This is a genomic window from Paraburkholderia sp. RL18-101-BIB-B (assembly GCF_046026985.1).
GTDB lineage: Bacteria > Pseudomonadota > Gammaproteobacteria > Burkholderiales > Burkholderiaceae > Paraburkholderia.
Genome location: NZ_JARESV010000029.1, coordinates 16,501 through 30,295 on the forward strand (window position 1 = coordinate 16,501; position 13,795 = coordinate 30,295).

Genomic DNA, 13,795 nt, shown 5'->3' on the forward strand with positions numbered 1-13,795 from the left:
TATCATTGCGACCTCGCTTCGAAGCCGCTTGATCGCTGTTTCGCTTGATTGCTATTTCGTCAGGAGCATCCGCCGATGGCCACATCGATTGCAGAACACCACGCCGTGCGGCTCGCGCATGCCGAAGCGCATGCCGCGCTGCACGGGCTTGCGCTCACGCCGCTGCGTCGTCAGGTGTATGCGGCGATCGTCGCCAGCGAGCGGCCAATCGGCGCTTACGAACTGCTTGACGCGCTCGAGCCGGCACGCGGTCGCGTGCCGCCCACGACCGTTTATCGCGCGCTGGATTTTCTGCTCGCGCATGGCTTCGTCCATCGGATCGAATCGAAGAACGCGTTCGTAGCCTGCTGCGAAGTCGGCGTGCCGCATCGCAGCCAGTTTCTAATGTGCGACGGCTGCGGCGCGACCGTCGAGATTCCCGGCGACGACCTCGCCGAACAGTTGTCGCATAGCGCGCCGGCGCACGGCTTCGAAGTGCACCGGCAGGTGGTCGAACTGAGCGGTCTGTGCGCGCTGTGTGCCCGCGCGGCGCGGCCCGCGGGTGCTTGCGCCGGCACAAAACCGGCGTAGCACCGGCGCGCCCTTCCTAACGTCTGTGATTCATTCAACTCTCACGCAGCAGGACACAACAATGAAGAATTTTGGCTCGATGTTGAACGGCGCGCAGCGTGCGCTGAAGCTGTCGAAGTACCTCGCCGTGAGCGCCGCCGTGCTCGCATTTGGCCACGTCGCGATGGCCGCGGATGCAAAAATTCCGGTCGTCGCGGCGGAAAATTTTTACGGCGACGTGGTGCAGCAACTCGGCGGCGATCGCGTCGACGTGACGAGCATCCTCAGCAATCCGGACCAGGATCCGCATCTGTTCGAAGCCAGTCCGAAGACGGCGCGTGCGTTGCAGCACGCGAGCCTTGTGGTCTACAACGGCGCCGACTACGATCCGTGGATGGCAAAATTGCTCGCGGCGTCGAAGGGCTCGAAGCGCGTCACGATCGTCGCAGCCGATCTCACCGGCAAGAAGGGCGGCGACAATCCGCACCTCTGGTACGACCCGGCGACCATGCCGAAAGTGGCGCGCGCCGTGAGTGAGGCGCTCGTCGCGGCTGACCCGGCGCACAAGTCGGCGTACGATGCGAACCTCGCGAAGTTTCTCGATTCGCTGAAACCGGTCGACGCCAAGGTCGCCGAGTTGCATGGCCGCTACGCGGGCGTGCCGGTCACGGCGACCGAGCCGGTGTTTGGCTACATGTCCGACGCGGTGGGCCTGTCCATGCGCAATCTGCGCTTCCAGCTCGCCACCATGAACGACACCGAAGCCAGTGCGGCCGATATCGCCGCATTCGAACGCGATCTGCGTGAGAAGCGCGTCCGTGTTCTGATCTATAACAGCCAGGCAACCGAGGCCCTGACCAAACGCATGTTGAAGCTCGCGCAGCAATCGAAGGTGCCGACCATGAGCGTCACCGAGACCGAACCGGCCGGCAAGACCTATCAGACGTGGATGCTGACGCAGCTCGACGCGTTGGGCACGGCGCTGGCCGCGGGCGACGCGAATGGCGCGAACGCCGCGGCTTCAGGCGCGAAAGGAAAAACCCCATGACTGAGACTGGCCGCAGCGCGCCTGCGCATCCCCCCAGCACCGCGCCCGTGCTCGAACTCGAGCAGGTGACGCTCGAACTCGGCGACCGCACGATTCTGCGCGACACCGGCTTCGTGGTGAACCAGGGCGAATTCATCGGCGTGCTCGGGCCGAACGGCGCGGGCAAGACGACGCTGATGCGCGCCGTGCTCGGTCTCGTGCCCGCTGCCCAAGGCGCGATCCGCGTGCTGGGACAACCGGTCGAGCGCGGCAACGCGTCGATCGGCTATATGCCGCAGACGCGCAGTGCGCTCGCCGGACGTCGCGTGCGTGGCCGCGATTTCGTCGCGATGGCCGCCGACGGCCATCGCTGGGGTTTGCCGCATGCGGACGCCGCCACTCGCGCCGATGTCGAGCGCGTGCTGGATCTGGTGGGCGGCCGCAAGCTGGCCGAGCGGCCGTTGTCGGAACTGTCGGGCGGCGAGCGTCAGCGGCTCCTGCTCGCGCAATGCCTGCTCGGCAACCCGAAGCTGCTGTTGCTCGACGAACCGCTGATCAGCCTCGACCCGCATCATCAGAAGAGCGTGGTCGAACTGGTGCGGCGCGTGCAGCAGGAACTCGGCATCGCCGTGCTGTTTTCGGCGCATGAACTGAACCCGCTGCTGCACGCGCTCGATCGCGTGCTGTATCTCGGCAGCGGCGTGGCGGCGCTCGGCACCGTCGACGAAGTGATCACCCGGCCGGTCCTGTCGCGTCTCTACGGCTCGCCGATCGACGTGATGCGTGTGAACGGCCGCATCTTCGTGATGTCGGGCGACGTCGAAGTGGAAAAGCACGATCACGAGCACGAACACGACGAGAGCGGCGGCCACAGCCACTCGCATTCACATTCGCATGGCCACTCGCACGGCCACTCACATCAGCACGACTCGCACGACGGACACACGCACGATGTTTGAATACGATTTCATGGTCAACGCATTCGCGGCGTCGGGGATCGTCGCGGTGCTGGCCGGCGTGGTGGGTTATTTTCTGGTGATGCGCGGACAGACCTTCGCGGGCCACGCGCTCTCGCACGTCGGCTTCACCGGCGCGACCGGCGCGGTGCTGATCGGCATCTCGCCGATCTGGGGGATGATCGGCTTCACGCTCGCGGCGGGCGTCGGCATGGGCGCGCTCGGCGAACGTCTTGCCGGACGCGATGTGGCGATCGGCGTGATCCTCTCGCTGTCGCTCGGCTTCGGCTTGTTGTTCCTGCACTTCTTCACCGCGTACGCGACCCAGGTCACCGCGCTGCTGTTCGGCAACGTGCTCGGCGTGAATGCGTCGACGCTCGGCGTGCTGGCGGGTCTCGGCGTCGTGAGTTTGCTGGCGCTCGCGGCGATCATGCGGCCGCTGCTGTTCGCTTCGTTGCAGCCGGAACTGGCCGAAGCCAAGGGCCTGTCGTTGCGTCTCGTGTCCGTGCTGTTTCTCGCGATTGCCGCGCTGGCCGTGGCGGCGTGTACGCAGATCGTCGGCGTGCTGCTGGTGTTCACGCTGATGGTCGGCCCGGCTGCCGCCGCGCAAAACATGACGACGCGGTTATCAGCGGGCCTCGTGCTGGCCGCTGTGTTTGCGTTGCTGCAAGCGTGGCTCGGTTTGACGCTTGCGTTCTACACCGATTGGCCGACGAGCTTCTGGATCACCGTACTCTCGGCGGTGGTGTACGGCGCGAGTTTGTTGAGACGGCATTGAATCTCCAGGGACGATGACGGCGTCGCATCTGCACACCACCATCGTCGTCCTGTGAGACTTCAGCCGAGCAGCACCTTCGCGTGATGCGCGAGATGATCCTCGATGAACGTCGAGATGAAGTAGTAGCCGTGGTCATAGCCCGCGTGACGGCGCAACGTCAGCGGCTGACCCGCGGCCTGGCAAGCGGCTTCGAACACATCCGGATTCAGTTGCTCGGCAAGGAACTGATCCGCGAGCCCCTGATCGACCAGAATCCCCGCCGAAAACTTGCGCGACACATGCGCGACCAGTTCACTCGCGTCGTACTGCTTCCACGCTTCCCGGTCTTCGCCCAGATAGCCGGTGAACGCCTTCACCCCCCACGGGCACAGTGAAGGCGCGGCAATCGGCGCGAACGCCGACACCGACCGATAAATCTCCGGATTGCGCAGCGCCAGCATCAACGCACCGTGACCGCCCATCGAATGCCCGAAGATGCCCAGACGCGCGCCGTCCACCGGCAGATTCGCAAGCACCGTTTCGCGCAGCTCGTCCCGCACGTACGAGTACATCCGGTAGTGCTGCGCCCACGGCTGCTGCGTGGCGTCGACGTAAAAGCCCGCGCCCACGCCGAAGTCCCACGCCGCGCTTTCGCCCGGCACACCCGCACCGCGCGGACTGGTATCCGGCGCGATCAGCGCGATGCCGTGCTGCGCCGCGAAGCGCTGCGCTCCGGCTTTGACCGGGAAGGTCTCTTCTGTACTCGTGAGTCCCGCGAGATAGAACAGCGCGGGTACGTTCGCGTTGGCTTGCAAGGCCTGCGGCGGCAGATAGATGGAGAAGCGCATCGGCAGACCGATGGTCTGCGAGTCGTGCCGATAGATGCGCTGCTCGCCGCCATGACAGGCATGCGACGATAAGAGTTCAAGCATGGCGAAGCTCCCCGTTTAGTACAGCACGACCGAGCGGATCGACTCGCCCTTCTTCATCAGATCGAAGCCCTCGTTGATGCGTTCGAGCGGCAAACGGTGCGTGATCAGATCGTCGATATTGATCTTGCCTTCCATGTACCAGTCGACGATCTTCGGCACGTCGGTGCGGCCGCGTGCGCCGCCGAACGCCGAGCCTTTCCACTCGCGGCCCGTCACCAGCTGGAACGGACGCGTGCTGATCTCCTCGCCCGCCGCCGCCACGCCGATGATGAACGACTGGCCCCAGCCCTTGTGCGTGCATTCGAGCGCCTGACGCATCACCTTGGTGTTGCCGATGCATTCGAACGAGTAGTCGGCGCCGCCATCGGTGAGTTGCACGATGTGATCGACCACGTTCTCGACTTCATTCGGGTTGATGAAGTGCGTCATGCCGAACTTCTTCGCGAGTTCGACGCGGCCCGGATTGATGTCGACGCCGATAATCTTGTCCGCGCCGACCATCTTCGCGCCCTGGATCACATTCAACCCGATGCCGCCGAGACCGAACACCACCACGTTTGCGCCCGCCTCGACCTTCGCCGAATACACGACAGCACCGACACCTGTCGTCACACCGCAACCGATGTAGCAGATCTTGTCGAACGGCGCGTCTTCACGCACTTTCGCGACCGCGATTTCCGGCACGACGATGTAGTTCGAAAACGTGGACGTGCCCATGTAGTGAAACAGCGGCTTGCCATCCAGCGAGAAGCGTGAGGTCGAGTCCGGCATCAAACCCTTGCCTTGCGTCGAACGAATCGCCTGACAGAGATTGGTCTTGCGCGACAGACAGAATTTGCACTGGCGGCACTCGGGCGTGTAGAGCGGAATGACGTGATCGCCCTTCTTCAGCGTGCCGACGCCGGGACCGGTATCGACAATGACGCCCGCGCCTTCGTGGCCGAGAATCGCCGGGAAGATGCCTTCCGGGTCCGCGCCGGAGAGCGTGTAGTAATCGGTGTGGCAGATGCCCGTGGCCTTCACTTCGATCAGGACTTCACCGGCGCGCGGCCCTTCCAGATCGACTTCCTCGATCGTCAACGGCGCGCCGGCTTTCCATGCGATTGCTGCTTTGGTCTTCATCGTGAATGCTCCTGTGAGTCTGTCAAGGCTAGGCGCGCCGCGGCGGACCACGTTGCGGCGCGCATGTGTTGCGATTCGGTGCTGCGGTTCATTTGTGCGCCACACGAAGGGCGCACGTGGTCGCGGCCAGTCGGCGCAGTGCGCCGGGCTATACCTTAGCGCGCGAGAAACGTCATGGTATTGCAAAGTGCGTCACGGCATTGTCTGAACCTGACATGACTTTCGCTCACCGCGACGGCCTGTCCGTGAACCATGTTTCGACTCGTGCGTAGAGATCGAGAAAGCGCGCATAGCGCTCGGCGAGCGCCGCGTCGCCTTGCGGACCCGCGACACGCGTCGCACCCGGCGCGAGCGCGGCGAGATCGCGCGCGTGCCAGTGCCCGCTCGCGAGGCCGCCCAGGATGGCCGCGCCACGCGGCGCCGCGTTCGGACAATCCACTGCGTGCAGTTCGACATTCAGTGCATCGGCGAGCAACTGGCGCCAACGTGCGTCGACGGAACCGCCTCCTGCGAGCTTCAACGCCGTCACCGTCGCGCCGCTCGCGCGAATCGCGTCGAGCCCGGCGCGCAGCGAGAACGCGACGCCTTCGAACGCGGCGCGCATCATCGTGCCGCGCGTGTGATCGAGGGCGAGCCCGAGCCAGCCGCCGCGCGCCATCGGGTTGAGCCAGGGCGTGCGTTCGCCTGTGAGGTAAGGCAAGAACGTGAGGCCCGATGCACTCGTCGTATCGGCGAACGCATCACGATACGCATCGGTCCATTCATACGACAGCCACCCGCGCGCTCGTTCGAGCGCGATGCCGACGTTCTGCATCGCCGCCATCCGATACCAGTGATCGCTTGCCGCGCGATAACGATGCAAGCCCTTGACCGCCGCGGGCGCGTGCTCGGCCAGCACGACGATCTGTCCGCCAGTGCCGGTGGTCAGCAACGCGTCGCCGTCGTGCGCCAATCCGCTGCCAAGTGCGGCGCAAGGCGTATCGGCCGCGCCGGTCGCGAGCACGATGCCGGCACGCAAACCCAGCGCCTGCGCCGCACTCTCCGACAGCACGCCACCCGCCGCATAAGATGGCGCCAACGGCGCGAACCACTCACGCGGAATCTCGAGCCGGTCGAGCAGTCCCGCGTCCCACACGCCAGCTGGATCGGCAAGCGCGGTCGCGCAGGCGTCGGACGGATCGGTCGCCACCGCGCCGCCCAACGCGACGCGCAGCCAGTCTTTCGGTTGCAGGGCCCAACGCGTGCGGCTCGCGGACTGCGGTTCGTGTACCACGATCCAGCGCAGAAGCGGACCGGCCATGCCGGGCGCAACCGGATTCGGTTGCGGCTCGGGCCACGCATCGAGCAAGGCCAGCGCGCGCGTGTCGGGCCATAGCATGGCGGGCCGCACGGCCTCGCCCGCTGCGTCGATCAGCACGACGCCGTGCATCTGTCCGGAAAAGCCGACGGCGCGCACATCGCGTCGCAATCCATCAGGCAAACGCGCGGCGGCTTCACATAGCGCGCGCCACCATGTTTGCACCGAGGTTTCCGCCCAACCCGCGTGCGGCGTTTCGATTGGATAAGCGACGCTCGCCACCGCCTGCTCGCGGCCGTTCTCGTCGACGATTGCTACTTTGAGGGAACCGGTGCCGAGGTCGATGCCGAGAAAACTCATGGGCGATAGAGCGTCAAATTGAGGATGGATATGAGCACGCGAAAGCTGCCCAAAAAGCCTATGTTTCCGCGCCGGCGCAGCGCTTGGGAAACGCACGCAAACGCACGCCGAAAATCCCGAATCGCGGGTTAACCCGCCCGCGCCGCGAGCCGCATCAAAACAGCACTATGCGGTGAGCGAGATACACCTCATTGATTCTCACACATATCGCGTCAAGCGGGGCTCGAGCGACTCGCGGCCTCGCATCGCCACTGCAAGGGGCTGACCGCCGATGGACGAGGTCCGTACATTTCTTTTGGCTTTCAAACGGCCCCCACGCATATCGTCACCGGGAATGCCGGAATAGGCCCCAGTGGTCTTGTTGTGCTTTTTAGTCCCCGATACCTTGGAGCCATCCCAAAAACTCAGATGGTGGAGACAGACGATATGCAATCGAACACGGTTCACCCGTGCGACGAACGACTGCCCGCAGGCCAGTTGCTCACGCTCGGCATTCAGCACGTTCTGGTGATGTATGCCGGTGCAGTCGCGGTGCCGCTGATCATCGGCGCGGCACTCAAGTTGCCGAAAGACCAGATCGCGTTCCTTATCAGCGCCGATCTGTTCTCGTGCGGCATCGCCACGTTGATTCAGACGCTCGGGCTGTGGATTTTCGGCATCCGTCTGCCGGTCATCATGGGCTGCACGTTCGCGGCCGTCGGTCCGATGGTCGCGATCGGCACCAATCCCTCGCTCGGCATTCTCGACATCTTCGGCTCGACGATCGCGGCCGGTGTCGTCGGTATCCTGCTCGCGCCGGCGGTCGGCAAATTGCTGCGCTTCTTCCCGCCGGTCGTGATCGGCGTGGTGATCTCGGTAATCGGTTTGTCGCTGATGGAAGTCGGCATCAACTGGGCGGCCGGCGGCGTGGGCAATCCCGATTACGGCAACCCGGTCTATCTCGGCCTCTCGCTGATCGTGCTGATGCTGATTCTGCTGATCAACAAGTTCGCCAAAGGCTTCCTCGCCAATATCTCGGTGCTGCTCGGCATTGTCGCGGGCTTCGTGATTGCGCTGGCGCTCGGCCGCGTCAACATGGAAGGCGTCACGCACGCGCCGTGGGTCGGCTTCGTCATGCCGTTCCACTTCGGCCTGCCGCACTTCGATCCGCTGTCGATCGCGACGATGGTCACCGTGATGTTCGTCACCTTCATCGAATCGACCGGCATGTTCCTCGCGGTCGGCGACATGGTGGACCGTCCGGTGGATCAGAAGACGCTGGTGCGCGGTCTGCGCGTCGACGGCCTGGGCACGTTGATCGGCGGCATCTTCAACTCGTTCCCGCATACCTCGTTCTCGCAGAACGTCGGCCTGATCGGCGTGACCGGCGTGAAGAGCCGCTTTGTCTGCGCCATGGGCGGCGTGATCCTGGTGCTGCTGGGCCTGTTCCCGAAGATGGCGCAAGTGGTCGCGTCGGTGCCGGCCTTCGTGCTCGGCGGCGCGGGCATCGTGATGTTCGGCATGGTCGCGGCGAACGGCATCAAGGTGCTGTCGAAGGTCGACTTCGTGAAGAACCACCACAACCTGTTCATCGTCGCGGTCAGTATCGGCCTGGGTCTCGTGCCGGTGGTGTCGCCGCACTTCTTCTCGAAGCTGCCGCCGGCGCTCTCGCCGCTGCTGCACAGCGGGATTCTGCTGGCTTCGGTGTCGGCGGTCGTGCTGAACCTGATCTTCAACGGCGTGAAGAGCGAGAAGAAGGCGCAGTGCGAAATTCGCAGTGCCGGGCATGATTTCGACGGACGCGGCGGCAACGAACCGCGAGGCGATGACATGCTGCGCGCAGCCGACGTGCACTGAGCGGCACGCAATGAGCCGCCGCGCGAGTGATATCGCGCGAGCGTCGCTGCATAAGAAAACGCCACGGCATGCCGTGGCGTTTTTTATTACCGGCTGCGTAGGGCGGCTGTCCTGAAACTGAAACCCGCCCTACGCGCCCGAAGCTACAACACGTCTTAACTCGCCGTGGCCGCCGAAGCCGCCACCGGCGCGCTCGCCGCACCGTAGTCGACCGGTGCGTCGGCCGGACGCGGCTGCTCGCCGTTGCGTTCGATCCAGCCGCCGCCGAGTGCCTGATACAACGTCACGAGGTTCTGCAGACGTTCCATGCGGGCAACCACAAGCAACTGCTGCGCCTGATACAGATCGGTCTGCGCGATCAGCACCGCCAGATAACTGTCGACGCCGTTCGTGTAACGCAGATTCGACAGATCCAGCCGGCGCTGTTCCGCAAAGGTATTGCGCTCCAGCGCCTGGATCTGCTGATCGTACGTACCGCGTGCCGCCAGTCCGTCTGCCACATCGCGGAAGGCTGACTGGATCGCCTTTTCATACGTGGCGATCTGGACTTTCTTCTGGATGTTGGCGAGATCGAGGTTGGCGAGATTCTGTCCGCCCTCGAAGATCGGCAACGTGATCGACGGCGCGAAACTCCACGCCGCCGAACCCGGCTTGAACAGACCGCCGAGCGACGGGCTCAGCGTACCGAAGCTGCCGGTCAGCGAGACCTTCGGGAAAAACGCCGCGCGCGCTGCGCCGATGTTCGCGTTGGCGGCCAGCAGATTCTCTTCGGCCTCCATGATGTCCGGACGACGCGTCAACAGATCGGACGGCAGACCCGCCGGAATATCCGTGAGGAGATTCTGGTTGTCCAGCGGCATGCCCGGCGGCAGATCGTCCGGCAGCGGCTCGCCGATCAGCAGCACGAGCGCGTTATCCGCCTGAGCCCGCAGACGTTGTTGCTGCTGCAGGTTGGCCAAAGCCTGCTCGACCACGGTTTGCGACTGACGCAGATCCAGTTCCGAACCCGTACCGTTGTCGAACTGCAGCTTGGCGATTCGATACGATTCCTGCGAGGTCTTCAGCGTGTTCTGCGTGACCTTCAACAGATCGTCGAGTTCGAGCACCGTCATGTACTGGTTCGCCACCTGCGAGACCAGCGAGATTTCTGCCGCCTTGCGCGCCTGAGCCGTGGCCAGGTACTGCGCCAACGCCTGGTCCTTCAGGCTCTGAATCCGCCCGAAGAAGTCGATTTCCCACGACGCGTTCAGACCGACCGAGTACGAGTTGGAAATCGTCTGGTCGAAGAACGACAGGTCTTTCGGCGTACGCGATTTGCTTTGCGAAGCCGCGGCGTCGAGCGTGGGCAGCAGACCGGCGCGAACGATCCGGAACTGCGCCGCCGACGCCTGCATGTTCAGCACCGACACGCGCAGATCGCGGTTGTTCTTCAGCGCGATCTCGATCAGCCGCTGCATGCGCGGATCGACGAAGAAATCGCGCCACCCGATATCCGCCGCGGCCTGGCCGTTGGCGCTGCGCGCAGCATTTGTCGCACCGGGCTGTTGGTTGCCCGCCGGGGTCGCGTCGGGCTGGGTCGCGCCCGGCTGCGTGTCGTACACGCCGCCGGTCGGGAAGGTGCTCGTCGTGGGCACGGGGGGGCGCTCGTACTTCGGCGCCATCGTGCAACCCGCGGCGAACAGCGCGACCGCCACTGCAATCAGAGAGTGTTTTTGCATCTCAATGTCCGTCCTTGCCCGAGCCTTCATCAGCCGACCCGCCAGCCGAACCGCCGCTTTGCGGATCATGCGGATGATGCTGGTTGTAGTGTGCGAGCGCCTCATCCGGGTCTTCCTTCTCACCGCCGAATTTCGCGCGGATCACGACGAAGAACATCGGGATCATGAAAATGGCGAGGAAGGTCGCCGTCAACATCCCGCCGATCACGCCGGTACCGATCGCGTGCTGGCTGGCCGAACCCGCGCCGTTACTGATCGCGAGAGGCATCACGCCGAGAATGAACGCGAGCGAGGTCATCAGAATCGGACGCAACCGCAGACGCGCTGCTTCAAGCGCGGCCTCGATCGGCCCCATGCCTTCACCCTGCTGCAGCTCGCGGGCGAATTCCACGATCAGAATCGCGTTCTTCGCCGACAGACCCACCGTGGTCAGGAGACCCACCTGGAAGAACACGTCGTTCTCGAGCCCGCGCAGCGTGGCGGCCAGCAGTGCACCGATCACGCCGAGCGGCACCACCATGATCACCGAGAACGGGATCGACCAGCTTTCATACAGCGCCGCGAGACACAGGAACACGACCAGGATCGAGATGCCGTACAGAATCGGCGCCTGCGAACCGGACTGGCGTTCCTGCAACGACAGGCCCGTCCATTCGTAGCCGACACCCGCCGGCAGCTTCGCCACGAGTGCTTCCATGGCGGTCATGGCCTGACCGGTCGACTTGCCCGGTGCCGCCGCCCCCTGGATTTCCACCGCGGAAATACCGTTGTAGCGTTCCAGCTTCGGCGAACCGTAGGTCCACGTGCCGCTGGCGAACGACGAGAACGGCACCATGCCACCCGCGGTATTGCGCACGTACCACGCGTTCAGGTCTTCCGGCTTCATACGGAACGGAGCATCGCCTTGCAGATACACCTTCTTGATCCGGCCGTCGGTATCGAGGAAGTTGTTCACGTACTGCGACGCCCACGCGATCGAGAACGTCTGGTCGATCGCGGCCAGCGACACACCGAGCGCCGAAGCCTTCTCGTGGTCGATGTCCACCTTGAACTGCGGCGTGTCGTTCAGGCCGTTCGGACGCACCTGAGCCAGCGTCGGATCTTTCGCCGCCATGCCCAGCAACATGTTGCGTGCTTCCATCAGCTTTTCGTGACCGACGCCCGCGCGATCCTGCAATTCGAAGTCGAAGCCCGCGGCCGTACCGAGTTCAGGAATCGAAGGCGGATTCACCGGATACACCAGCGCGTTCTTGTAGCTGCCGAAGTGCATGAAGAGACGGCCCACCAGCGCCTGCACCTTCTGATCCGAGTGCTGGCGTTGCGAGTAATCCTTCATCCGCACGAACACGAGACCCGCGTTCTGACCGCGACCGGCGAAGCTGAAGCCGTTCACCGTGAAGGTCGATTCGACGATGCTCTTCTCGGTATTGAGCAGGTAGTCGGACACGTCCTTGAGCGCGCGCGCCGTGGTTTCCTGCGTCGAGCCCGACGGCGTTTGCACCAGCACGAACATCGTGCCCTGGTCTTCGTCAGGCAGGAACGACTTCGGCAACTTCACGAACAGCAGGCCGACCGCGAAGATCACCACCATATAGATGATCAGCCAACGGCCCGAGCGCTTGATCACGTGGTGCACGCCCGAGTGATACTTGTCGCGGCTCTTGTTGAAGGTGCGGTTGAACCAGCCGAAGAAGCCGGTGGTTTTTTCCTCGTGACCCTTTTCGATCGGCTTGAGGATCGTCGCGCACAATGCCGGCGTCAGAATCAACGCGACCAGCACGGACAGCACCATCGCCGCCACGATCGTCAGCGAGAACTGCCGGTAAATTGCGCCGACCGAGCCGCCCGAGAACGCCACCGGCACGAACACCGCCGACAGTACGAGCGCCACGCCGACCAGCGCGCCGGTAATCTGATCCATTGCCTTGCGGGTTGCGTCACGAGGCGATAAGCCCTCCTCCTGCATCACCCGCTCGACGTTTTCCACCACCACGATCGCATCGTCCACCAGCAAGCCGATGGCGAGCACCAGCCCGAACATGGACAGCGTATTGATCGAGAAGCCCACCAGACCCATGATCGCGAACGTGCCCAGCAGCACCACCGGCACGGCGATCGTCGGGATCAGCGTGGCGCGCAGGTTCTGCAGGAACAGGTACATGACCAGGAACACCAGCACGATACCTTCGAGCAGCGTCTTGACCACTTCTTCGATCGACAGGCGCACGAACGGCGTGGTGTCGTACGGATACTGCACCACCAGACCGTGCGGGAAGTACTTCGACAATTCGGCGACCTTCGCGCGCACCGCCTTGGCGGTGGCCAGCGCGTTCGCGCCGGTAGCGAGCTGAATACCGAAGCCTGCCGTCGGCTGACCGTTGTACTTGGTGTCGAAGTTGTAGTTTTCGCCACCCAGCTCGATGCGCGCCACGTCCTTGATGCGGACTTGCGAGCCGTCCGGGTTCACCTTCAGCAGCACGTTGCCGAACTGTTCAGGCGTGTTGAGCAGCGTGGCTTCCGTGATAGTGGCCTGCAGCACCTGGCCCGGCACCGACGGCGTGCCGCCGAGCGAACCGCCCGCGACCTGCACGTTCTGCGCCGTCAGCGCGGCTTCCACATCCACCGGCGTCAAGCCGAAGTTGGTCAGCTTGTTCGCGTCCAGCCAGACCCGCATGGCGTACTGCGAACCGAACAGCGTCACCGTGCCCACGCCGTCGATACGGCTGACCGGATCCTGAATGTTCGACGCGACGTAGTTCGCCAGGTCGTACTTGCTCATGCTGCCGTCTTCGGACACGAACGCCATGACCAGCAGGAAGCTGCTGCTCGACTTCGTGACCTTGGTGCCCAACTGTTGCACGGCTTGCGGCAACAGCGGCGTGGCGAGCTGCAGCTTGTTCTGCACCTGCACCTGCGCGATGTCAGGATTGGTGCCGGCGGCGAACGTCAGCGTGATGGTTGCCGTACCCGAGTCGTCCGAGGTGGACGACAGATACAGCAAGTGGTCGAGACCACTCATCTGCTGCTCGATCACCTGCGTGACGGTGTTTTCCACCGTCTTCGCCGATGCGCCCGGGTACGTTGCGCTGATCTGCACGGCCGGCGGCGCGATGGTCGGATATTGCGCGATCGGCAACGTGAAGACCGACGCGATACCCGCGAGCATCAGAATAATGGCGATCACCCATGCAAAAATCGGGCGATCAATGAAGAACTTTGCCATGAGGCGGGCTCCCTGTTA

General features: G+C 64.0%; 10 protein-coding genes. 5 read left to right on the plus strand and 5 right to left on the minus strand.

Annotated features, from left to right (window positions below; translation table 11 throughout):
• The first annotated feature begins 75 nt into the window (after nucleotides 1-75).
• The 4 genes from P0D73_RS30680 (at nucleotide 76) to P0D73_RS30695 (ending at nucleotide 3,310) form a co-directional block, all read left to right on the plus strand.
• The gene (locus P0D73_RS30680) at nucleotides 76-570 is read left to right on the plus strand and encodes a Fur family transcriptional regulator (protein WP_132373298.1); all 495 of its coding nucleotides are present in this window, start codon (nucleotides 76-78) and stop codon (nucleotides 568-570) included.
• Between the two features lie 61 nt (nucleotides 571-631).
• Complete coding sequence (locus tag P0D73_RS30685) at nucleotides 632-1,597, plus strand: metal ABC transporter solute-binding protein (RefSeq protein WP_408182287.1); 966 nt, start codon at nucleotides 632-634, stop codon at nucleotides 1,595-1,597.
• Nucleotides 1,594-2,535 (plus strand): ABC transporter ATP-binding protein, encoded by a 942-nt coding sequence (locus P0D73_RS30690; RefSeq protein ID WP_408287651.1) that lies wholly within the window; start codon nucleotides 1,594-1,596, stop codon nucleotides 2,533-2,535. Before P0D73_RS30685 ends, P0D73_RS30690 begins: the two co-directional genes overlap by 4 nt.
• A complete protein-coding gene (locus P0D73_RS30695) occupies nucleotides 2,528-3,310 on the plus strand; it encodes a metal ABC transporter permease (RefSeq protein ID WP_408434298.1) in 783 nt (260 codons plus the stop codon). The genes P0D73_RS30690 and P0D73_RS30695 overlap by 8 nt, the downstream gene beginning before the upstream one ends.
• A gap of 59 nt (nucleotides 3,311-3,369) precedes the next feature.
• On the opposite strand, the gene fghA is transcribed toward P0D73_RS30695, so the two are convergent.
• From fghA to P0D73_RS30710, 3 genes are all read right to left on the minus strand, one after another.
• Nucleotides 3,370-4,221: an S-formylglutathione hydrolase gene (gene fghA, locus P0D73_RS30700; protein WP_408317898.1), complete on the minus strand. Its 852-nt coding sequence runs from the start codon at nucleotides 4,219-4,221 to the stop codon at nucleotides 3,370-3,372.
• A gap of 15 nt (nucleotides 4,222-4,236) precedes the next feature.
• Nucleotides 4,237-5,343 (minus strand): S-(hydroxymethyl)glutathione dehydrogenase/class III alcohol dehydrogenase, encoded by a 1,107-nt coding sequence (locus tag P0D73_RS30705; protein ID WP_132373288.1) that lies wholly within the window; start codon nucleotides 5,341-5,343, stop codon nucleotides 4,237-4,239.
• A 226-nt stretch (nucleotides 5,344-5,569) separates the two neighbouring features.
• Entirely contained in the window at nucleotides 5,570-7,000 is a 1,431-nt protein-coding gene (locus P0D73_RS30710) for a xylulokinase (RefSeq protein ID WP_408434301.1), read from the minus strand.
• Between the two features lie 426 nt (nucleotides 7,001-7,426).
• Between P0D73_RS30710 and P0D73_RS30715 the strand changes: the two genes are divergently transcribed.
• Complete coding sequence (locus tag P0D73_RS30715) at nucleotides 7,427-8,836, plus strand: nucleobase:cation symporter-2 family protein (protein WP_132373284.1); 1,410 nt, start codon at nucleotides 7,427-7,429, stop codon at nucleotides 8,834-8,836.
• Between the two features lie 155 nt (nucleotides 8,837-8,991).
• Here the strand turns inward: P0D73_RS30715 and P0D73_RS30720 are convergent, their stop codons facing one another.
• Nucleotides 8,992-10,554 carry an efflux transporter outer membrane subunit gene (locus P0D73_RS30720; protein ID WP_132373282.1) on the minus strand — a complete coding sequence of 521 codons (1,563 nt, stop codon included), beginning with the start codon at nucleotides 10,552-10,554 and terminating at the stop codon, nucleotides 8,992-8,994.
• A 1-nt stretch (nucleotide 10,555) separates the two neighbouring features.
• Nucleotides 10,556-13,777, minus strand: coding sequence for an efflux RND transporter permease subunit (locus P0D73_RS30725; RefSeq protein ID WP_132373280.1), 3,222 nt, complete (start codon nucleotides 13,775-13,777; stop codon nucleotides 10,556-10,558).
• Nucleotides 13,778-13,795: the final 18 nt, after the last annotated feature.

Coding starts and splice junctions, on each gene's coding strand:
- P0D73_RS30680 (WP_132373298.1), top strand. CDS start 76: ATGGCCACATCGATTGCAGAACACCACGCCGTGCGGCTCGCGCATGCC.
- P0D73_RS30685 (WP_408182287.1), top strand. CDS start 632: ATGAAGAATTTTGGCTCGATGTTGAACGGCGCGCAGCGTGCGCTGAAG.
- P0D73_RS30690 (WP_408287651.1), top strand. CDS start 1,594: ATGACTGAGACTGGCCGCAGCGCGCCTGCGCATCCCCCCAGCACCGCG.
- P0D73_RS30695 (WP_408434298.1), top strand. CDS start 2,528: ATGTTTGAATACGATTTCATGGTCAACGCATTCGCGGCGTCGGGGATC.
- fghA (WP_408317898.1), bottom strand. CDS start 4,221: ATGCTTGAACTCTTATCGTCGCATGCCTGTCATGGCGGCGAGCAGCGC.
- P0D73_RS30705 (WP_132373288.1), bottom strand. CDS start 5,343: ATGAAGACCAAAGCAGCAATCGCATGGAAAGCCGGCGCGCCGTTGACG.
- P0D73_RS30710 (WP_408434301.1), bottom strand. CDS start 7,000: ATGAGTTTTCTCGGCATCGACCTCGGCACCGGTTCCCTCAAAGTAGCA.
- P0D73_RS30715 (WP_132373284.1), top strand. CDS start 7,427: ATGCAATCGAACACGGTTCACCCGTGCGACGAACGACTGCCCGCAGGC.
- P0D73_RS30720 (WP_132373282.1), bottom strand. CDS start 10,554: ATGCAAAAACACTCTCTGATTGCAGTGGCGGTCGCGCTGTTCGCCGCG.
- P0D73_RS30725 (WP_132373280.1), bottom strand. CDS start 13,777: ATGGCAAAGTTCTTCATTGATCGCCCGATTTTTGCATGGGTGATCGCC.